The sequence below is a fragment of the Paraburkholderia solisilvae genome (assembly GCF_902859875.1).
GTDB classification, from domain to species: domain Bacteria; phylum Pseudomonadota; class Gammaproteobacteria; order Burkholderiales; family Burkholderiaceae; genus Paraburkholderia; species Paraburkholderia solisilvae.
The window spans coordinates 40,727-60,934 of the sequence record NZ_CADIKF010000026.1; the positions used below are offsets into that span (position 1 = coordinate 40,727).

Consider the following 20,208-nt stretch of genomic DNA (forward strand, 5'->3'; position numbering starts at 1 on the left):
GCAGCGGGCAGCGGGCAGCGGGCAGCGGGCAGCGGGCAGCGGGCAGCGGGCAGCGGGCAGCGGGCAGCGGGCAGCGGGCAGCGGGCAGCGGGCAGCGATTCCACGAGAACTTGACGTCAACGTCAAGCGGCACACAAACAAAAAGCAGCCACAAGGGCTGCTTTTCATCTCATCGCCTGATGCGCCGACGACGGCGCGTCGCTCAATGCTGACCGCGCAGTTTGCGCAACCGCTGGATCGCCGCGAGTTGCGCCGTTGCATACGCGAGCTCCGCTTGCGCGGTTGCGTATTCGAGGTTCGAGCCGGTGTTCTGCAGCGCCTCTTCCGCGCGCTTGCGGGCCTGTTCGGCCTTGGCCTCGTCGAGATCCTTGCCGCGGATCGCGGTATCGGCGAGAACCGTCACCGCACCGGGTTGCACCTCGAGAATGCCGCCGGCGACGAACACGAACTCCTCTTCGCCACTCTCCACTTCGATGCGCACCGCACCCGGACGAATCCGTGTGATGAGCGGCGTGTGGCCCGGCAGAATGCCGAGCTCGCCCGCCTCGCCCGGCAGCGCAACGAACTTCGCCTGGCCCGAGAAGATCTGCTCTTCCGCGCTGACGACGTCTACCTTGATAGTTGCCATAAAGTCTCGACTCCTGTCGATGGGAGTTAGCGCTTGAGCGCTTACTCCCATCCCATGCAAAGCTGTCGACAAGAGTTGGCGCTTGAGCGCTTACTCATGTCCCATGCAAAGCTGTCGACGGGAGCTGGCGCTTCCGCGCTTACTCCCATCCCATGCAGAGCTCTGGTTGAGCGTGATGCATGCGGCGCGGTTTAAAACTCACGCCTCACGACCAACGCGCCAACCATTACTGGATCTTCTTGGCCTTTTCAAAGGCTTCGTCGATCGTGCCGACCATATAAAACGCCTGCTCCGGCAGATGATCGCATTCGCCTTCGACGATCATCTTGAAGCCACGGATCGTTTCCTTCAGCGGCACGTACTTGCCCGGCGAGCCCGTGAACACTTCCGCGACGTGGAACGGCTGCGACAGGAAACGCTGGATCTTGCGCGCGCGCGCGACCGACAGCTTGTCTTCCGGCGACAGTTCGTCCATGCCCAGAATCGCGATAATGTCGCGCAGTTCCTTGTAGCGCTGCAGCGTCTGCTGGACCGAGCGCGTGATGCCGTAATGCTCTTCGCCGATCACGTGCGGGTCGATCTGGCGCGACGTCGAGTCGAGCGGGTCCACTGCCGGGTAGATACCGAGCGATGCGATATCGCGCGACAACACGACCGTTGCGTCCAGGTGGCCGAAGGTCGTAGCCGGCGACGGGTCGGTCAAGTCATCCGCAGGCACGTACACGGCCTGCACCGACGTAATCGAACCGGTCTTGGTCGACGTGATGCGCTCCTGCAGCTTGCCCATTTCTTCAGCCAGCGTCGGCTGATAACCCACCGCCGACGGCATCCGGCCGAGCAGCGCCGACACTTCAGTACCGGCCAGCGTGAAACGGTAGATGTTGTCGACGAAGAACAGCACGTCGAGGCCTTCGTCACGGAAGTGCTCGGCCATCGTCAGGCCGGTCAGCGCGACGCGCAGACGGTTGCCCGGCGGCTCGTTCATCTGGCCGTACACGAGCGCCACCTTGTCGAGAACGTTCGAGTCCTTCATTTCGTGGTAGAAGTCGTTCCCTTCACGGGTCCGCTCGCCCACGCCCGCGAACACGGAGTAACCACCGTGCTCCTTCGCGATGTTGTTGATGAGCTCCATCATGTTGACGGTCTTGCCCACGCCCGCACCGCCGAACAGACCCACCTTGCCGCCCTTCGCGAACGGGCAGATCAGGTCGATCACCTTGATGCCGGTTTCGAGCAGTTCGGTCGACGGCGACAGTTCGTCGAACGCCGGCGCCTTCTGGTGGATCGAGCGCATCGTGTCGCTCGCAATCGGGCCCGCTTCGTCGATCGGGCGGCCCAGCACGTCCATGATGCGGCCGAGCGTCGGCTTGCCGACCGGCACGCTGATCGGCTTCGCAGTGTTCTTCACCACCACGCCGCGGCGCAGACCATCCGACGAACCCAGACAGATGGTCCGCACGATGCCGTCGCCCAGCTGCTGCTGGACTTCGAGCGTCAGTTCCGAACCTTCGAGAATGAGCGCGTCGTAGACCTTCGGCATGTGCGTACGGGGAAATTCCACGTCGATCACCGCGCCGATGCACTGTACGATCTTGCCTTCTACCAAAGCAGTTGTACTCATCGCTTTTCCTTTAGATACTCAATTCTTCACTCGCGCTACGGCGCGGTGGGTTGCCCGCAGCTTGTTCTGTTTGCGCGATCGCATTCAGTCGCGCGCGGTCGTTTCCAGTCGCCTACCGGTGGCTACGCTCAAACTGCCGCCGCGCCGCCGACGATCTCCGACAGTTCCTTCGTGATCGCGGCCTGCCGGCTCTTGTTGTACGACAGCTGCAACTCGTTGATGACCGTCTTCGCGTTATCCGAAGCGGCCTTCATCGCGACCATCCGGGCCGACTGTTCCGACGCCATGTTTTCCGCGACGGCCTGATAGACCAGCGCTTCGACATAACGCACCAGCAGTTCGTCGACCACCGTTTGCGCGTCCGGCTCGTAGATGTAATCCCACGACGTGCTCGGCGTCGTCTTGTCGCCGTCGTCGCTCGCCTCGAACTTGTCGGCCGACAGCGGCAGCAGCTGCTCGATCACCGGCTCCTGCTTCATCGTGTTGATGAAGCGCGTGTACGCGAGGTACACCGCCGAGACCTTGCCTTCCGAGTACAGGTCGAGCTGCACCTTCACCGCGCCGATCAGCTTCTCGAGATGCGGCGTATCGCCCAGTTGCACGACGTTCGACGCGACCTTCGCGCGCAGACGGTTCAGAAAGCCGAGACCCTTGCTGCCGATCGCCGTTGCGTCGATCGTCTTGCCTTCGCCTTCGAGCTCCTTGAACTTCTGCAGCGACGCACGCAGCACGTTCGTGTTCATCCCGCCGCACAGACCTTTGTCAGTGGTGACGAGGATGAAACCGGCCGTCTTCGCCGCATCGTTCGACACCATGAACGGGTGGCGATACTCAGGATTCGCACGGCTCATGTGCGCAGCGATGTCACGGACCTTGTCGGCATACGGACGGGCCGCGCGCATGCGCTCCTGGGCGCGGCGCATCTTCGATGCGGCGACCATTTCCATCGCTTTGGTGATCTTGCGCGTGTTTTGCACGCTCTTGATCTTGCCGCGAATTTCCTTCATTCCAGCCATTGCTTGCTCCTTGATCGAAACCGCGCGCGGGCTGACTTCAATTGCCCGCGCTGCTTCGAGGTCCGGTTATGTCTCGCGGATCGGATCAGTAAGCGCCGGACTTCTTGAAGTCCTTGAGGGCCGCATGCAGCGCGGCTTCGTCGTCCTTCGACAAGTCCTTGTTGTCTTCGATGCGCTTGATCAGATCGGCATGGCTCGTCTTCAGGAATTCGCGCAGGCCCTTTTCAAACGCCAGCACGTCCTTCACTTCGAGATCGTCGAGGTAACCGTTGTTCGCGGCGAACAGCGACACAGCCAGTTCCCACACCTGCAGCGGCTGGTACTGCGGCTGCTTCAGCAGTTCCGTCACGCGGCGGCCGCGCTCGAGCTGCTTGCGGGTCGCTTCGTCGAGGTCCGATGCGAACTGCGCGAACGCGGCCAGTTCACGATACTGCGCGAGGTCGGTACGGATACCGCCCGACAGCTTCTTGATGACCTTCGTCTGCGCGGCGCCGCCGACACGCGACACCGACACGCCAGCGTTGATAGCCGGGCGGATGCCTGCGTTGAACAGGTCGGTTTCGAGGAAGATCTGGCCGTCGGTAATCGAGATCACGTTGGTCGGAACGAACGCGGTCACGTCGCCGGCTTGCGTTTCAATGACCGGCAGCGCGGTCAGCGAACCGCTCTTGCCCTTCACTTCGCCCTTCGTGAACTTCTCGACGTACTCTTCCGACACGCGCGCGGCGCGCTCGAGCAGACGCGAGTGCAGATAGAACACGTCGCCCGGATACGCTTCACGGCCCGGCGGACGGCGCAGCAGCAGCGAGATCTGACGGTAGGCCCAGGCCTGCTTGGTCAAATCGTCATAGATGATGAGCGCGTCTTGCCCGCGGTCGCGGAAGTATTCGCCCATCGTGCAGCCGGCGTACGGCGCGAGGTACTGCATCGCGGCCGATTCCGAAGCCGAAGCGGCCACGACGATGGTGTAGGCCATCGCGCCGGTTTCTTCGAGCTTGCGCACCACGTTCATGATCGACGAAGCCTTCTGGCCGATCGCGACGTAGATACAGATCAGGTCCTTGCCCTTCTGGTTGATGATCGTGTCGACGGCCACCGCGGTCTTGCCGCACTGACGGTCGCCGATGATCAGCTCACGCTGGCCGCGGCCGATCGGCACCATCGAGTCGATCGACTTCAGACCCGTTTGCACCGGCTGCGACACCGACTTACGCCAGATCACGCCCGGCGCGATCTTTTCGATTGCGTCGGTCAGCTTCGCGTTGACCGGACCCTTGCCGTCGATCGGCACGCCGAGCGCGTCGACCACGCGGCCAACCAGTTCCGGGCCCACCGGCACTTCGAGAATGCGGCCCGTCGTCTTGACGATGTCGCCTTCCGAAATGTTTTCGTATTCGCCCAGAATCACCGCGCCGACCGAGTCGCGCTCGAGGTTCAGCGCGAGGCCGTACACGTTGCCCGGAAACTCGAGCATTTCGCCCTGCATCACTTCCGACAGGCCGTGAACGCGCACGATACCGTCGGTCACGGAGATCACGGTGCCCTGGTTGCGAACGTCTGCGCTCGCTTCAAGGCCCTGGATCCGGCTCTTGATCAGCTCGCTGATCTCAGAGGGATTGAGTTGCATTATTCGCTCCTGATAGTCAATTCTGTTGCGTGCCAGCCGCCAGGCGCGTTCTGCGCCGTAGTTCGCACAATCAAGCGGTAAGCGCCGTTTGCATGCTGGCCAGCCGCGCGCGGACCGAGGTATCGAGCACTTCGTCGCCCACCGTCACGCGCACGCCGCCGATCAGCGACGCATCCACCTGAACAGTCGGCTTCAACTTGCATTTGAACTTGCGTTCGAGCGTCGCGACGAGGTCGTTCAGCTGTTGGCCTTCGAGCGGAAACGCGCTGACGATCACAGCATCGGCCGCGCCTTCACGCGCGTTTTTCAGCGCGTCGAACTGCGTGGCGATGTCCGGCAGCAGCGGCAACCGATGGTTGTCGACCAGCATCTGCACGAAGTTCTTCGCCTGCGCGTCGTCTTTCAGCGGCGACTGCACCGCGACCAGCACCAGCTCGGCGACCTGTGCGCGGCTCACTTTCGGGCTCGTCGCGATCGATTCCACTTCCGGCAGGCTCGCAACCTGAGCCAGTTCCTGCACGAGCGCGGACCACGCGTTCACGTCACCCGTCTGGGCAACCGCAAACAGCGCTTCAGCGTACGGACGGGCGATGGTGGCAAGTTCGGCCATGATCAGAACTCGGTTTTGAGTTGATTCAGCAGATCGGCGTGAACCGACTGGTTCACTTCGCGCTTCAGGATCTGTTCGGCGCCCTTCACCGCGAGCGCCGCCACTTCGGCGCGCAGCGCTTCACGCGCCTTCACGATTTGCTGATCGGCGTCAGCCTTCGCCTGAGCGATGATGCGGGCAGCTTCGGCATGTGCCTGCGCCTTGATTTCATCGGCGACCGACACGGCACGCTTCTCGGCTTCGGCGATCCGTTGCTGACCGTCGGTGCGTGCCTGCGCAAGTTCCTGGTCGACCCGCTTGTGCGCGGCTTCGAGTTCCGCCTTGCCCTTTTCGGCGGCCGACAGGCCATCGGCGATTTTCTTCGCGCGCTCGTCGAGGGCGTTGACCAACGGCGGCCACACAAACTTCATCGTGAACCACGCGAGGATCAGGAACACGACCATTTGCGCAAACAGAGTTGCGTTGAGATTCACGGTGTTTCCTCAAATGTTGCTATTCGGACGGGGGAGACGGGAAACGGCAAGGCGCTCATCGAATCAGTGCTCGATCAGCGCCCAGTGCCCGTTCCGCTTGGCACCCTTCCCTGTTATAGGTCAGGCGCACACTTCCGAGGAACCTCAGCCTGCCAGCTTCGACAGCAGCGGGTTCGCGAACGCAAACAGCATGGCCACACCGACGCCGATCAGGAACGCCGCGTCGATCAGACCTGCGAGCAGGAACATCTTCGTTTGCAGCGGGTTCATCAGTTCCGGCTGGCGGGCGCACGCTTCGATGTACTTGCCGCCCATCAGGCCGATACCGATACAGGCGCCGATAGCACCCAGGCCGATGATGATGCCGATACCGATGGCGGTCAGACCCTGGATGTTGGCGATGAAAGCTTGCATGATCACTCCTTTGTGAAAAGTCTTTTTGGAACTGGGATTTAGAAAAATTAAAGCGATTCTTTTAGCCGACAGGACCGGGGTTAGTGGCTGTCGTGTGCCTGGCCGATATATACCAGCGTCAGCATCATGAAAATGAACGCCTGCAGCAGAACGATCAGGATGTGGAAGATTGCCCACACGCTGCCCGCGATCACGTGGCCGATGAAGCCAAGCACCGTCGTGTCCGCGCCGAAATTCCAGATACTGCCCAGCAGGGCAATCAGCAGGAACAGCAGTTCGCCCGCGTACATGTTGCCGAAGAGCCGCATGCCGAGCGAAACCGTCTTCGCGACGAACTCGATGATGTTCAGTGCAAGGTTCGGGATCCACAGCAGCGGATGCGCGCCGAACGGGGCCGACAGCAGTTCATGCGCGAAGCCGCCGGGACCCTTGATCTTGAGGTTGTAATAAATCATCAGCACGAACACGCCGAGCGCGATGCCGAGGGTGCCGTTCAGGTCTGCCGTCGGTACGATGCGATGATGGGGGATGACTTCCGACAGGCCCAGCCAGCCGATCACGCGGCCCGGCAGGTCGACGGGCAGGAAGTCCAGCGAGTTCATCAGCGCGACCCAGACGAACACGGTCAGCGCGAGCGGAGCGATAAAGCGGCGGTTGCCGTGAATCATCGATTTCGATTGGTCTTCGACCATCTCGACGAGCATCTCGACCGCGCACTGGAAGCGGCCCGGAACGCCCGGCGTGGCTTTGCGCGCCGCGAGGCGCAGCACGAGAATGGTGACGAGGCCGCAGACGATCGACCAGAAGAGCGTGTCCAGATTCCAGACATGAATGTCGAAAATCGACGTCTGATGCGCGGTGGAGAAATTCTGCAAGTGATGCGCGATGTACTCGGACGGATCCAGAGCGCGCGTTCCTTCGCTAGCTGCCATATCTTTATTGCCACCCAAATTGTCGAAAATCGTTCGAGGCCGCTCGCCGCCGTTCGCGTTGCGAGCCCTGCCCGGCGCGGGCCGTCTCGAGCACGCGCGCCTTTCGGCGACGCGGTACCGCTACCGCGTCAGCCGGTGTTCTTTACCTTCCTTCGTTACCGCCAGGCCAGGGCAATCCAGTACGTCTTGAGCGCGACCAGGTAGGTGACCAGCAGCGGCACCCACTGCACGTCGTGATACCAGAACGCGATGCCAACGAACATCGCGATTGTCGCCCCCATCTTGAGCGCTTCGCCGATCATCCAGCTCATTGCTGTCTCAGCGCCGCTCAACTTCTTAAGACGTGCCGCGAACAACGCGCTCGGCACCCAGCAAATCGCTCCCCCGAGAAATGCGGACAGCGCAGCAGCACCCGGCGGCTTGTAGAACAGCCACCACAGCAGCGTCGCACCCAGGGACAAAACCATTTGCGCCGCCACCACCTTGTAAGGCGTGACGCGCGATGGACGACTCACGTTCGGGCCGAATAGCTTTTCTGCTTCTACCCGAGTGAGCGGAACGATATTGTTATCTTGTTGCTCAGCATCCCACGCATCGTGATGCGCAGTGCGAAGACCCTGAGACGAATCTGATACCGCCTCAGACGCGACTGGCTCAGTACGGTGTTCGTCGTTGCTTTGCTTCGACGCGTGATGCCGCGCCGTGCCCGACTTTTGTACCGCCATTGCAGTGTCTCGCCAAGTTCTATTCAGCCCGCGAGCTTACTCACCGCTTACGGGGGTACCGAGCAAATAAATCCGGGCGATTGTAAGCGATAGTTGCAGCCAATTCAAGACTTTAGGGCGTTCAATAAATACCACGCGGCGGCCTCCGGCGAAACGAAAATTGATCTCTTTCGGGCGAAAGCGGTTGTAAATGTAAGCGACCGGACTGAGCGGCGGAGTCCCTTTCGTGGCGAAGTTCTTTCACGGCTTTTTCAGCGCCGCCGGCGTGATTTTATGCTGTATGAGTCGGTGTCAAAAATGCAACAGAATCCATCCGCCAAGCACACCGCCGACGAGCCAGAACGGCACCGAAAAAAGATGAAACTGCGTCCACATGCCGCGCTCGTTCGAGAGGCGTACCGCGATCAGATTCGCAAGCGAGCCGATGGCGATGCCGAAGCCGCCGACGCTCACGCCGAACGCCAGCGCGCGCCAGTCTTTCGAAAATTCAGCGAGCATGATCGCGGCCGGCACGTTGCTGATGCCCTGTGAAAGCACTGCCCCTGCTACGTAGGTTTTTAGTGGCGTCGTAAGCTGCCATGCACTCACGGTCCCGTGCACCAGCGGCAACGCGGCGACGCTGCGCAGCACGATAAACATCAGCACGAAAATCAGCAGCAGCAGCCAGTCGATTTTCAGCACGATCGACGGACGCCAGATCAGAAAGCCGAGCGCGACGCCCGCGAGTCCGATGCCGGGCCGATGCGCGTCCGCGAGCAGCACGAACGCGACAAACAGGAAGGCCGCGACGCCGACGAGCGGCCGGTCCACCGGATGCAGGTCGACATCCTTCGACAGGTCGAGCGGCTTGCCGCGGAAAAACGCGGCCGTCAGCAGAACCAGCATCGCCATCAACACCGCGCACAGCGGCGCGAGCGTCCAGACAAAGCGGCCGAACGACACGCCGCTGGTTTGCCAGAGGAAGAGATTCTGCGGATTGCCGAGCGGCGTGAGAATCGAGCCGGCGTTCACTGCGAGCGCGACGAACACGACCAGACGCCTCAACGGCAGCGGCGTCAGGTGATGCAGCGACAGCGCGAGCGGCACGACGACGAAGAGCGCGACGTCGTTTGTCAGGACTGTTGATAATGCCGCGGCAAGGCCGACCAGCAGGCAGGCAAGCGCGCGCTCGGTGTGAATATGATGCACGACGCGATGCGCAGCCCACATCAGGAATCCTGACGACTCCACCGCCTTCGTGAGAATCAGCAGGCCGGTGAGCGTCAACACCGTCTGCCAGTCGACTAGCGACGGCAGCGTCGTCCATGGGCGCGCGTGGAAAATCTGCAGCAGGATCAGCGCGAGCGCGAGGATCGCGAGCACCGGCTCCTTCGCGACAAATGCCCAGACCGCCCGCAGCACATTGTGCGCGGGCTTGAACGCGCGTTCCGCCGATGGCACGGTCAGGCGCGCTTATGCGGCGGCGGCGTTGCCGCGCAGACGCGCGAGTATGCCCTCCAGCGCATCGAGGTCGCCGAATTCGACCGTCACCTGGCCGCGGCCGCGCCGGCCGAGCTTGATCTTCACGGTCGCAGCGAGCAGGTCCGACAGTTCGTCCTCGAGCCGGCGCGTATCGCGGCCGCCGTCGTGGTCGGCGCGCGCTTTCGGTGCGGGCGCCGCCTTGTTGGTGGCGGTGACGAGCTTTTCGGTCTCGCGCACCGACATGCCTTTGTTGACCACCTGATTCGCGAGCGTGATCTGCGTCGCGGAGTCGACGGCGAGCAGCGCGCGTGCGTGGCCCATATCGAGATCGCCGGCGAGCAGCATCGTCTGCACCGGCGCCGCGAGATTCAGCAAGCGCAGCAGGTTCGACACCGCGCTGCGCGAGCGGCCGACCGATTCAGCCGCCTGTTCGTGCGTGAAGTGGAATTCGTCGAGCAACCGCTGAATGCCCTGCGCTTCTTCAAGCGGGTTCAGGTCTTCACGCTGAATGTTCTCGATCAGCGCCATCGCCGCGGCGGCCTGATCCGGCACGTCGCGCACCAGCACCGGCACCTCGTCGAGGCCCGCGAGATGTGCGGCACGGAAACGGCGCTCGCCCGCGATAATTTCAAACCTCTCGCCGCCGATCGGCCGCACGAGAATCGGCTGCATCAGGCCTTGCGCGCGAATGCTCGCGGCCAGCTCCTGCAATGCGCCCTCGTCCATGCGCGTGCGCGGCTGATACTTGCCCGCCTGCATCTTCGCGAGCGGCAGCGTATGCGGCGCGCTGTCGATCTTCACGGCCTCGGCGATGTCCGCACTTCCGCCCAGCAGCGCCTCCAGTCCTCTGCCCAGCCCCTTCTTTCTTGCTACTGCGTTCATCGTGTTTCCTCGGTCGGCTTTGGATGATTGGCGTTGTGAGCTCATAGCGCGCGCACCCGTTCGATCATTTCCGCGCCGAACTGCACATAGGCCTGCGCGCCGCGCGACGCGCGATCGAACACGACACCCGGCAGCCCGTAACTCGGCGCTTCCGCGAGCCGCACGTTGCGCGGGATCACCACGTCGAACACCTTGTCGCCAAAATGCTCTTTCAATTGATCGGAGACCTGCTGCTGCAGCGTGATGCGCGGATCGAACATCACGCGCAGCAGGCCGATCACCTTCAGGTCGCGATTCATGTTCGCGTGCACGTGCTTGATCGTGTTGACCAGATCCGACAGGCCTTCGAGCGCGAAATACTCGCACTGCATCGGGATCACGACGCCATGCGCCGCGCACAATCCGTTCAGCGTCAGCAGCGACAACGCCGGCGGGCAGTCGATCAGCACGAAGTCGTAGTCTGCCGTGACGTGCAGCAGCGCGTCCTTCAACTGACGCTCGCGGTTCTGCACGCCGACCAGCTCGATTTCGGCGCCCGCAAGTTCACGGTTCGCCGGCAGGATGTCGTAGGAAACGGCTTCCGACTTCACTCGCGCATCGGCTACCGACACGCCATCGCATAGCACTTCGTAGACGGTGTTCTCGCAGGCGGCCTTGTCGACACCGCTGCCCATCGTCGCGTTGCCCTGCGGATCGAGATCGATAAGCAGAACACGTTGTCCCTGCGATGCGAGGCTCGCGGCGAGATTGACAGCTGTCGTCGTTTTGCCGACTCCGCCCTTCTGGTTCGCAACGCAGAAGATTTTTGCCATCTTTGAAGTGTCCCTTTGCTGCCTGAATGTGTTGGGTATGGGTGTGGGCGAGTCAGCTTGCCGCCGCAGCCGAACGACCGTCGATCCGGACTTCGACCAGGTGCCGCTCGGCGTCGAGCGACGGCACGTCGAGCCGGATGACCTGCCTCGCTTCGGCGCCGGCCGGCAGGCGTACGATCTCGGCATCGGGACGCACGCCCTTCATCGCCCAGATCGCGCCGTTTTCCGCGACCAGATGACGGGCCAGTGTAACGAAATCCGCGAGCTCTGCGAATGCGCGCGACACAATCACGTCAAATTTTTCGGGCACTTCAACCCCGGGATGCAACGTTTCGACGCGGCCCGTCACCACCGACAGGTTCGCGAGTCCGAGTTCGGCCTTCACTTGCGACTGGAACGCCGTCTTCTTCTGCACGATATCGTTCAGCGTGACGCGCCAGTCCGGCAGCACGATCGCGAGCACGATGCCGGGCAAGCCGCCGCCCGACCCGACGTCAAGCGCCGACGACGGCCCTCGCGCCGCGAGGTGCGGAACAATCGATAGCGAATCGAGGATGTGCTGGATCAGCATCTGCCGCGGGTCGCGGATCGCCGTCAGGTTATAGACGGCGTTCCATTTCGCGAGCAGCGCGACGTAATCGAGCAGTCTGGTGGATTGCGTGTCGGTGAGATCGAGCTTCAGTGCGCGGGCGCCTTCGGCCAGCAGCGCCGCCAGCGTATCGCGACTGGCGGCGGCCGGACTGCCGTGGCGCGCCGTCATTGAGCCACCGGCGCGCTGTCGGTGCCGGCTTCGGTGCCGGCCGGTTTGGCTGAGCGGCGGCCCAAGCCGCGTTTCAGATGAACCATCAGCAACGAAATCGCGGCCGGGGTAACGCCGGAAATTCGCGACGCCTGGCCGATCGTCTCGGGCCGGAATTGCGTGAACTTCTGACGTGCCTCGAACGAAAGCCCACGCACTTCCGCATAGTCGAGCCCTTCCGGCAGACGCGTGTTTTCGTGCGCTTCGTTACGCTCGATCTCGTCAGCCTGGCGCTCGATATAGCCTTGGTACTTGATGCCGATTTCGATCTGCTCCTTGATCTGCTCAAGCAGAACCGGATCGTCCGCCAGCGCCTCGGCCGGACCGCATGCGCCTTCACGCAACGCGCACACCCCGTCGTACGACACGCCCGGGCGGCGCAGCAACTCGGCGAGGCTGTATTCGTGATCGATCGACTTGCCGAGCAGCGCCGTCGCTTCGTCAGGAGAAAGCGTCTTCGGCGTGACCCACGTGGTACGCAGGCGATCTGTTTCACGTGAAACAGCGTCGCGCTTGCGGCTGAATGCATCCCAGCGTTCGTCGTCGACAACGCCAAGCTCGCGGCCGACTTCCGTCAGACGCATGTCCGCATTGTCTTCTCGCAGACTCAGCCGATACTCGGCACGGCTCGTGAACATCCGGTACGGCTCCGACACGCCACGTGTGACGAGATCGTCGACCAGCACGCCCAGATACGCCTGATCGCGGCGCGGGCTCCACGCGTCCTTGCCCTGCACCTGCAAGCCGGCGTTGATCCCAGCCAGCAGCCCTTGCGCCGCCGCTTCCTCGTAGCCGGTCGTACCGTTGATCTGTCCCGCAAAGAACAACCCGTGGATCGCCTTCGTTTCCAACGACGCCTTCAGCGCGCGCGGATCGAAGTAGTCGTACTCGATTGCGTAGCCCGGCCGCAGGATGTGCGCCTGTTCCAGGCCGCGCATCGAGCGAACCAGCTCCAGTTGTACGTCGAAAGGCAAACTCGTCGAGATACCGTTCGGATAGAACTCGTTGGTCGTCAGCCCTTCCGGTTCGAGGAAGATCTGATGTGACTCCTTCGACGCGAACCGGTGAATCTTGTCCTCGATCGACGGACAATAGCGCGGCCCGACGCCTTCGATCACGCCGGTGTACATCGGCGATCGATCGAGTCCGCCGCGGATAATGTCATGCGTCTGCGCATTCGTATGCGTGACCCAGCACGGCACCTGACGCGGATGCTGCTCCGCGCGGCCGAGGAACGAGAACACCGGCACCGGATCCAGATCGCCCGGCTGCTCTTCCAGCTTCGAAAAGTCGATTGTCCGGCCGTCGATGCGCGGCGGCGTGCCCGTTTTCAAGCGCCCTTGCGGCAGCTTCAATTCCTTCAGACGTGCCGAAAGCGACACCGCGGCCGGGTCGCCAGCGCGGCCGCCCGTATAGTTATTCAGGCCGACGTGAATCTTGCCGTCAAGGAACGTCCCCGCGGTCAGCACGACTGCACGCGAGCGAAAGCGGATGCCGACCTGCGTCACCGCGCCAACCACGCGATCGCCTTCGACCATCAGATCGTCGACCGACTGCTGAAACAGCCACAGATTCGGCTGATTCTCGAGCCGCCGCCGGATCGCCTGCTTGTACAGCAACCGGTCCGCCTGCGCACGCGTCGCGCGGACCGCCGGCCCTTTCGACGAATTCAGGATGCGAAACTGGATACCGCCTTCATCGGTGGCCGCGGCCATTGCACCGCCAAGCGCGTCGACTTCCTTCACCAGATGGCCCTTGCCAATGCCGCCGATCGACGGATTGCAGCTCATCTGGCCAAGCGTTTCGATGTTGTGCGTGAGCAGCAGCGTCTTGTTGCCCATGCGCGCGGAAGCCAGCGCCGCCTCGGTGCCGGCGTGCCCGCCGCCGACGACGATGACGTCAAACTCTGTGGGATAAAGCATCGGGAGATCTCACGCGGGCGATTGCGCGAGCCTTTCAGAAAAATGTATGGGCGAATTATAACGGGTTCGCTTTTGGCCCGATTTTCGTTGGATCGCGTGCACAAAGAAAAAGCGGCGTGTTTCACGTGAAACACGCCGCTCTCGATGCTCAAGCGCAACGCTGCATCGCAACGCGATGCAGCCTCAGGCCGTCTTCTTCGCGAGCCCCAGATAGGTTTCGATCACTTGCGGGTTTTGCGCCAGCTCGGCCGCTGCGCCTTCCAGCGCAAGTTCACCTGTCTCCAGCACGTAGCCGTAGTCGGAGATCTGCAAGGCCGCGCGTGCGTTCTGCTCAATCAGCAGCGTTGCCACACCGGTTGCCCGCAACGCGCCGATGATATGAAAAATCTCCTTCACGATCAGCGGCGCAAGCCCAAGGCTCGGTTCGTCGAGCATCAGCAGGTCCGGCTTGCCCATCAGCGCACGCCCCAGCGCCAGCATCTGCCGCTCGCCACCGGACAGCGTCCCCGCCCGTTGCTTGCGACGTTCCTTCAACCGGGGAAACAGAACAAACACCGGGTCGAGCTGATCGAGAAAATTCCGTTCCCCGGCTTTCCTGCGACGGTACGCGCCGAGCACAAGATTGTCCTCGACCGTCATCGTCGCGAATAGCTCGCGCTTTTCCGGCACGAGGCACATGCCGCCCGCGACTCGCTGTTCGACTGGCAGCGCAATCACGTCGTCCCCGCGATAGCGGATTGCGCCTCGCGCAAAGCCGGTCACGGGCAGCGAGCCCATAAGCGCGTTCAGCAAGGTCGACTTCCCTGCGCCGTTCGGCCCGATGACCGAGACGATCTGGCCCGGCCGAACGTCGATGCGCACATCATGCAGCGCCTCGACTTTTCCGTAGCGAACCGACAGATTGCTCGCCTGCAGAATCGGCGTCGAAGACGACGAGCCGTCCGAAGTCTTCCTATCCGTCACCGTCATCATTCCACTCCGCCCAGATACGCTTCGAGCACCGCGGGATCCTGCTGCACGTCTTGCGGCAAACCCTCGGCAATCCGCGTCCCGAACTCCATGACCACCAGCCGATCCGTCAGATTCATCACGAAATCCATGTCGTGCTCGACCAGCAGCACACTCATCCCCTCTTCGCGCAGCCGGCGCAGCAGCGTGGCCAGCTGCAATTTCTCCTGATGGCGCAGACCGGCCGCCGGCTCGTCGAGCAGCAGCAGCGTCGGGTCGCAGCATAACGCGCGCGCGATTTCGAGAATCCGCTGCTGGCCCAGCGCGAGACTGCCGGCCTCGTCGTACATATGCTGCTCGAGCCCGACGCGCCGGATCTGCCGCGCCGCTTCCGCCATCAAACGCGCTTCCTCCGACCGGTTGAGCCGCGCGATGCTGCGCCACACACCGGCGCGACCGCGCAAATGCGCACCGATCGCGACGTTCTCGAGCACCGTCATCCCCGGCAGCAGCTTCACATGCTGAAAGGTCCGCCCGATCCCGCGCCTGACGATCTCGCGCGAATGCAGCGCATCGATGCGCTCGCCGCGGAACGTCAGGGTGCCGCGAGTGGGTTGCAGCACGCCGCTCACAAGATTGAACGTCGTCGACTTGCCGGCGCCGTTCGGCCCGATCAGCCCGATGATCTGGCCGGCGCACACCTCGAAGCTGACGTCGTTGACCGCGACCAGCCCGCCGAACTCCTTGCGCACCTTCTCGACGACCAGCAGCCGCTCGCCGGCCGCCGGCTTGCTGCGCATCGGCAGCGGATGCACGTGGTCAGGCGCATGCGCGCGCGGCCCACGCGGAAAAAGCCGCGCGACGAGCGGCCAGACGCCGCCTCGCGCGTATTGCAGCAGCACGACCATCAGTACGCCGAACACAATCACTTCGAAGTCGCCGTTCTGGCCGAGCAGCTTCGGCAACAGCGTCTGCAGGTAGTCCTGCAGCAGCGTCAGGATCGCGGCGCCGAGCACCGCGCCCCACACATGCGACACGCCGCCCACCACCGCCATAAACAGATACTCGATGCCGTGATTCAACCCGAACGGGGTCGGATTCACCGCACGCTGCAAATGCGCGTAGAGAAAACCGGAAATCGACGCCAGCACCGCCGCATAAACAAAAATGACAACCCGCATCCAGCCGGTATTGACGCCCATCGCCTCCGCCATCGACCCGCCGCCGCGTAACGCGCGAATCGCTCGACCGGGCCGACTATTAAGCAGATTCTGAACAGAGACGACCGCCGCCAGGACAACGATCCAGATCAGATAGTAGATATGCCGCCCGGTCTCCAGTTGGATGCCGAGCAGGTCGAGCACGGGAATATCGTTGATGCCGTCGTACTTGCCGAGCCAATCCAGATTGCCGAACAGGAAAAACAGCGCGAGCCCCCACGCGATCGTGCCGAGCGGCAGGAAATGCCCGGACAGCCGCATCGTCACCGCGCCCAGCAGCAATGCGACCAGCGCGGTCACCACCACGCCGGCGATCAATCCGAGCCATGGCGACACGCCGAATTGCGTCGTCAGCCAGGCGGTCGCATAGGCGCCGATACCGACGAACGCGGCCTGCCCAAAGCTCGTCATGCCGCCGATGCCGGTCAGCAGCACGAGGCCGATCGCGACGATCGAATAGAGGCCGATGTAGTTGAGCAGCGTGATCCAGTACTCGGGCACTTGCAGCGGCGCCGGCAACACCGGCAGCGCGAACAGCACGACGAGGAACAGCCAGAAAGGTCCGTTGCGAACGATCCGTTTCATCGTGTCACTCCTCCGCTTCTTCCGCGTGCGGCGTCGCGAGACTGCGCCACAGCAGCACCGGGATAATCAGTGTGAACACGATCACTTCCTTGTACGCGCTCGCCCAGAACGACGAATACGACTCGAGCAACCCGACCAGCACGGAGCCGGCGGCCGCCAGCGGATAGCTGACGAGCCCGCCGATAATCGCGCCGACGAAGCCCTTCAGGCCGATCAGAAAGCCGGAATCGTAGTAGATCGTCGTCAGCGGTGCGACCAGCATGCCGCACAGCGCGCCGAGGCCCGCGGCGAGCGTGAACGCGACGCGTCCCGCCTGTGTCGTGCCGATGCCGACCAGTTGCGCGCCGAGACGATTCACCGATGTCGCGCGCAATGCCTTGCCGGAAATCGTGCGGTCGAAGTACAGGTACAGCGCGACGATCAGCGCGACCGCTGTGCCGATCACCCACAGGCTCTGTCCGGAGATCGTCATCGCGCCGAGGTTGAACGTCGCGTCCGAGAACGCATTGGTTCGTGAGCCTTCCGCGCCGAACATCACGAGCCCGAGGCCGACCATCGCGAAGTGCACCGCGACCGACACGATCAGCAGCAATAGCGTCGTCGTCCCGGCGATCGGCTGAAAAGCAAGCCGATACACGAACGGGCCCATGGGAATCACGATCAGCAGCGCGAGCGCAATCTGCATGATCATCGGCAGCGGATGCGTGAATAGGCCGTGCGTGAGCGCATACGCCGCGATCGGGAACAGCAGATATTTGCCGGCCAGCATCGCGAGCGTGCGCGCCGCATGATGGCGGCGTCGTTCGGGACGCCGAACGAGTCCGGCTGTGTCCACGACGAAGCACGCGACGCCCAGCGCGACAAGCAGCCCGCACGTGGCCGGAAACTTCTGCGACTGCAACGCCGCGAGCGTCAGCGCGCCGTATGAAACGAACTCTCCTTGCGGGATAAAGATCACGCGCGTGACTGAAAACACCAGTACCAGCGCGAGTGCGAGCAATGCGTAGATTGCGCCGGTCGTGATGCCGTCCTGCGCGAGGATCGCCGCGATTGATAGATCCATACAGACTCGTCCTCGAGCGTCGAAAGTCGGAAACGGGGAAAACAAAGGGCAACGCCGGCCGGCGTCAGGTGGGCCGAGCCGGCGTTGAAGCCATGCGAGTTCATTCGTATATCACGGCCGCAACGTGGCGCGGTGACGTTGCACAGTGCTCGTCGTGCGCCGTGGCGTCCTGGCGTCCTGGCGTCCTGGCGTCCTGGCGTCCTGGCGTCCTGGCGTCCTGGCGTCCTGGCGTCGTCCAGTATGCCGCCACCGGAACACCGTGCCACCACGCGCCCCCGACCAGCGCAAACCTCGCTGCGACAGCGCCCCGGCGCAGCAGCGCCTGCCATTGTGCTCGATACGAAGCTTATGCGTCGCAAGCCACGACGCGACTTTTCTAATCGTTCTGCAGCTTCCATTTGCCGTCGACGATCTGCACCATCACGCGGGCGCGAAGGTCGAGGCCATTGTGGTCAGCCGGCGTCATATCGATGATGCCCTGCGACACCGGCAGGTCCTTCACGTTCTCAAGCGCGTCGCGCAACGCGGCGCGAAACGCCGCAGTGCCCGGCTGCCCTTTCTGCAGCGCTGCGGGAATCGCATGCTGCAGCAATTGACCGGCATCCCACGCATGTCCGCCGAACGTCGACACCGAGCCCACGCCATAGACTTTTTCGTAGGCATCCTTGTACGCCTGCGACGACCGCTTCGCCGGGTTCGAGTCCGGCAGTTGCTCAGTCACGAGAATCGGCCCGGCCGGCAGTAGCTCGCCATCGCAATCCTTGCCGCACACGCGCAGGAAATCGTTATTCGCGACACCGTGCGTCTGATAGACCTTGCCCGAGTAACCGCGCGCTTTCAGCGTCTTCGCCGGCAGCGCGGCGGGCGTGCCCGAACCGGCGATCAGCACCGCGTCCGGATGCCTGCCATTCAACCTTCGTGGCGTAATCGCGCGCCGCGCACCTGCCCCGGCCGCTCGCACGACAAACAGCGCGCCAACAATGATTTTCCCGGCAAGCAGCCATTAAAAAAGGCGCGTCAAACTGCACGCGCCTTTTCTACCCGGATGCACCGGCAAGCGTCGCCGTCGCCTAGTCGGACACGAGCTTCCATTTGCCGTCGACAATCTGCACCATCACGCGTGCACGCTGATCGAGCCCGGCGTGATCATTGGCGCTCATGTTAAAGATGCCCTGCGACGCCGGCAGATCCTTCGTGTCCTCGAGCTCCGCGCGCAACGCGTCACGAAACGCCGGCGTGCCCGGTTGCCCCTTCTTCAACGCGAGCGGAATCGCACGCTGCAGCAGCAATCCAGCATCCCACATATGGCCGCCGAATGTCGATACCGATCCCGCGCCGAACGCGGTTTCGTACGCATGCTTATACGTCAGTGCGGCCTGCTTCGCGGGGTTCGCCTCCGGCAGCTGGTCCGCCACCAGCAGCGGGCCCGCCGGCAGGTACGTGCCCTCGCAATCCTTGCCGCACACGCGCAGGAAGTCGTTGTTCGCGACGCCGTGCGTCTGATAGTACTTGCCGTTGTAGCCGCGCTCCTTGAGCGTCTTCTGCGGCAGCGCGGCCGGTGTGCCGGCGCCGGCGATCAGCACCGCATCCGGGTGCTGCGCCATCATCTTCAGCACCTGCCCTGTCACCGACGTGTCATTGCGCGCGAAGCGCTCGCTCGCGACGACCTTGATCTTCGCGAGATCCGCAGCCTTCGAGAATTCCTTGAACCAGCTCTCACCGTACGCATCCGCGAAGCCGATGAACGCGACGGTCTTCACGCCGTGGCTGGCCATATGCTGCGCAATCGCGGTGGCCATCAGGATGTCGTTTTGCGGCGTCTTGAAGACCCACGCGCGCTTCGCATCCATCGGCTCGACGATGGTCGCGGCAGCGGCCAGCGAGATCATCGGCGTGTGCGCTTCGCTCGCGACGTCGATCATCGCCAGCGAGTTCGGCACGATCGTGGAGCCGATCAGCGCGTCGACGTGATTTTCGCTGGTCAGCTTGCGCGCGTTCTTGACCGCCTGGGTGGAGTCGGTCGCGTCATCGAGCACGATGTAGTCGACTTTCTGCCCCGCCACCTCTTTCGGCAGTAACGTCGCCGTGTTCTTTTCAGGGATGCCCAGCGAAGCCGCCGGGCCGGTCGCGGATACCGTGATGCCGATTTTGACGTCCGCCGCCGCCGGGCTGCTGTATATCGCACACACGCTTGCCGCGACGAGTGCCGCGCTGATCCATCGCCATGCCGACTTCATTCCACTCCTTTTGCCCGTTCAACGCGCAGTTGAGATAAAGGGCCGAATTTGAACGGCCGACGCCATGGCCGGCCTGAACAGGGAATGGCGAGTTTAGCGGAATTGGACGAGGCAAGCGTTTGCGAGCGCAGATAGCGGTGCGATGGATGGCACGTTACGACGAACGTGCCGGACAGATGACAGACGCGAGCAAAAAGTAAAAAGCGCTGTTGGACCTGGTCCAACAGCGCTTT

18 protein-coding genes and 1 pseudogene are annotated in these 20,208 nt (G+C 63.0%); all 19 read right to left on the minus strand.

The features are described 5' to 3' along the window. Nucleotides 1-202: 202 nt before the first annotated feature. The 19 genes and pseudogenes from HV675_RS17165 to HV675_RS17255 all read right to left on the minus strand — a co-directional run bounded on the left by HV675_RS17165 (nt 203) and on the right by HV675_RS17255 (nt 19,975). Nucleotides 203-628 (minus strand): F0F1 ATP synthase subunit epsilon, encoded by a 426-nt coding sequence (locus HV675_RS17165; RefSeq protein WP_175112130.1) that lies wholly within the window; start codon nt 626-628, stop codon nt 203-205. Nucleotides 629-854: 226 nt separating this feature from the next. Continuing rightward, nucleotides 855-2,249, minus strand: coding sequence for a F0F1 ATP synthase subunit beta (gene atpD / locus HV675_RS17170; protein WP_175112131.1), 1,395 nt, complete (start codon nt 2,247-2,249; stop codon nt 855-857). 128 nt (nt 2,250-2,377) lie between these two features. Further along, entirely contained in the window at nt 2,378-3,265 is an 888-nt protein-coding gene (atpG, locus tag HV675_RS17175; RefSeq protein WP_175112132.1) for a F0F1 ATP synthase subunit gamma, read from the minus strand. Nucleotides 3,266-3,350: 85 nt separating this feature from the next. Beyond that, nucleotides 3,351-4,892, minus strand: a complete 1,542-nt coding sequence (gene atpA, locus HV675_RS17180; RefSeq protein ID WP_175112133.1) for a F0F1 ATP synthase subunit alpha — start codon at nt 4,890-4,892, stop codon at nt 3,351-3,353. 70 nt (nt 4,893-4,962) lie between these two features. Beyond that, a complete protein-coding gene (locus tag HV675_RS17185) occupies nt 4,963-5,502 on the minus strand; it encodes a F0F1 ATP synthase subunit delta (protein ID WP_175112134.1) in 540 nt (179 codons plus the stop codon). A gap of 2 nt (nt 5,503-5,504) precedes the next feature. Then, nucleotides 5,505-5,975, minus strand: a complete 471-nt coding sequence (locus HV675_RS17190) for a F0F1 ATP synthase subunit B (RefSeq protein ID WP_175112135.1) — start codon at nt 5,973-5,975, stop codon at nt 5,505-5,507. Nucleotides 5,976-6,119: 144 nt separating this feature from the next. Then, nucleotides 6,120-6,389, minus strand: a complete 270-nt coding sequence (gene atpE / locus HV675_RS17195) for a F0F1 ATP synthase subunit C (protein WP_007180033.1) — start codon at nt 6,387-6,389, stop codon at nt 6,120-6,122. An 80-nt stretch (nt 6,390-6,469) separates the two neighbouring features. Further along, on the minus strand, nt 6,470-7,321 hold the full coding sequence (gene atpB / locus HV675_RS17200; protein WP_175112136.1) for a F0F1 ATP synthase subunit A: 852 nt from the start codon (nt 7,319-7,321) through the stop codon (nt 6,470-6,472). Nucleotides 7,322-7,476: 155 nt separating this feature from the next. Next, a complete protein-coding gene (locus tag HV675_RS17205) occupies nt 7,477-8,046 on the minus strand; it encodes an ATP synthase subunit I (RefSeq protein WP_175112137.1) in 570 nt (189 codons plus the stop codon). 291 nt (nt 8,047-8,337) lie between these two features. Beyond that, nucleotides 8,338-9,486: an SLC13 family permease gene (locus HV675_RS17210; protein ID WP_175112138.1), complete on the minus strand. Its 1,149-nt coding sequence runs from the start codon at nt 9,484-9,486 to the stop codon at nt 8,338-8,340. Between the two features lie 12 nt (nt 9,487-9,498). Beyond that, nucleotides 9,499-10,389 (minus strand): ParB/RepB/Spo0J family partition protein, encoded by an 891-nt coding sequence (locus HV675_RS17215; RefSeq protein ID WP_175112139.1) that lies wholly within the window; start codon nt 10,387-10,389, stop codon nt 9,499-9,501. 41 nt (nt 10,390-10,430) lie between these two features. Further along, complete coding sequence (locus HV675_RS17220; RefSeq protein WP_175112140.1) at nt 10,431-11,201, minus strand: ParA family protein; 771 nt, start codon at nt 11,199-11,201, stop codon at nt 10,431-10,433. A 52-nt stretch (nt 11,202-11,253) separates the two neighbouring features. Continuing rightward, nucleotides 11,254-11,961: a 16S rRNA (guanine(527)-N(7))-methyltransferase RsmG gene (gene rsmG, locus HV675_RS17225; protein ID WP_175112141.1), complete on the minus strand. Its 708-nt coding sequence runs from the start codon at nt 11,959-11,961 to the stop codon at nt 11,254-11,256. Further along, a complete protein-coding gene (gene mnmG / locus HV675_RS17230) occupies nt 11,958-13,922 on the minus strand; it encodes a tRNA uridine-5-carboxymethylaminomethyl(34) synthesis enzyme MnmG (protein ID WP_175112142.1) in 1,965 nt (654 codons plus the stop codon). Before mnmG ends, rsmG begins: the two co-directional genes overlap by 4 nt. Nucleotides 13,923-14,105: 183 nt before the next feature. Then, entirely contained in the window at nt 14,106-14,891 is a 786-nt protein-coding gene (locus tag HV675_RS17235) for an ABC transporter ATP-binding protein (protein ID WP_175112143.1), read from the minus strand. Further along, nucleotides 14,891-16,675: a branched-chain amino acid ABC transporter ATP-binding protein/permease gene (locus HV675_RS17240; protein ID WP_175112144.1), complete on the minus strand. Its 1,785-nt coding sequence runs from the start codon at nt 16,673-16,675 to the stop codon at nt 14,891-14,893. The genes HV675_RS17235 and HV675_RS17240 overlap by 1 nt, the downstream gene beginning before the upstream one ends. A gap of 4 nt (nt 16,676-16,679) precedes the next feature. Further along, nucleotides 16,680-17,738, minus strand: coding sequence for a branched-chain amino acid ABC transporter permease (locus tag HV675_RS17245; protein WP_175112145.1), 1,059 nt, complete (start codon nt 17,736-17,738; stop codon nt 16,680-16,682). A 376-nt stretch (nt 17,739-18,114) separates the two neighbouring features. Beyond that, a pseudogene (locus HV675_RS17250) lies at nt 18,115-18,654 on the minus strand (ABC transporter substrate-binding protein); the annotation flags it as partial. A gap of 154 nt (nt 18,655-18,808) precedes the next feature. Then, entirely contained in the window at nt 18,809-19,975 is a 1,167-nt protein-coding gene (locus tag HV675_RS17255) for an ABC transporter substrate-binding protein (RefSeq protein ID WP_175112146.1), read from the minus strand. Nucleotides 19,976-20,208 lie beyond the last annotated feature (233 nt).

What these genes read in the sequence shown, in the direction of transcription:
- atpD (WP_175112131.1), bottom strand. Translation starts at nt 2,249, where the DNA reads ATGAGTACAACTGCTTTGGTAGAAGGCAAGATCGTACAGTGCATCGGC.
- HV675_RS17215 (WP_175112139.1), bottom strand. Translation starts at nt 10,389, where the DNA reads ATGAACGCAGTAGCAAGAAAGAAGGGGCTGGGCAGAGGACTGGAGGCG.
- HV675_RS17165 (WP_175112130.1), bottom strand. Translation starts at nt 628, where the DNA reads ATGGCAACTATCAAGGTAGACGTCGTCAGCGCGGAAGAGCAGATCTTC.
- HV675_RS17240 (WP_175112144.1), bottom strand. Translation starts at nt 16,675, where the DNA reads ATGAAACGGATCGTTCGCAACGGACCTTTCTGGCTGTTCCTCGTCGTG.
- mnmG (WP_175112142.1), bottom strand. Translation starts at nt 13,922, where the DNA reads ATGCTTTATCCCACAGAGTTTGACGTCATCGTCGTCGGCGGCGGGCAC.
- atpA (WP_175112133.1), bottom strand. Translation starts at nt 4,892, where the DNA reads ATGCAACTCAATCCCTCTGAGATCAGCGAGCTGATCAAGAGCCGGATC.
- atpE (WP_007180033.1), bottom strand. Translation starts at nt 6,389, where the DNA reads ATGCAAGCTTTCATCGCCAACATCCAGGGTCTGACCGCCATCGGTATC.
- HV675_RS17235 (WP_175112143.1), bottom strand. Translation starts at nt 14,891, where the DNA reads ATGACGGTGACGGATAGGAAGACTTCGGACGGCTCGTCGTCTTCGACG.
- HV675_RS17245 (WP_175112145.1), bottom strand. Translation starts at nt 17,738, where the DNA reads ATGGATCTATCAATCGCGGCGATCCTCGCGCAGGACGGCATCACGACC.
- HV675_RS17220 (WP_175112140.1), bottom strand. Translation starts at nt 11,201, where the DNA reads ATGGCAAAAATCTTCTGCGTTGCGAACCAGAAGGGCGGAGTCGGCAAA.
- atpB (WP_175112136.1), bottom strand. Translation starts at nt 7,321, where the DNA reads ATGGCAGCTAGCGAAGGAACGCGCGCTCTGGATCCGTCCGAGTACATC.
- HV675_RS17205 (WP_175112137.1), bottom strand. Translation starts at nt 8,046, where the DNA reads ATGGCGGTACAAAAGTCGGGCACGGCGCGGCATCACGCGTCGAAGCAA.
- HV675_RS17185 (WP_175112134.1), bottom strand. Translation starts at nt 5,502, where the DNA reads ATGGCCGAACTTGCCACCATCGCCCGTCCGTACGCTGAAGCGCTGTTT.
- HV675_RS17255 (WP_175112146.1), bottom strand. Translation starts at nt 19,975, where the DNA reads ATGAAGTCGGCATGGCGATGGATCAGCGCGGCACTCGTCGCGGCAAGC.
- rsmG (WP_175112141.1), bottom strand. Translation starts at nt 11,961, where the DNA reads ATGACGGCGCGCCACGGCAGTCCGGCCGCCGCCAGTCGCGATACGCTG.
- atpG (WP_175112132.1), bottom strand. Translation starts at nt 3,265, where the DNA reads ATGGCTGGAATGAAGGAAATTCGCGGCAAGATCAAGAGCGTGCAAAAC.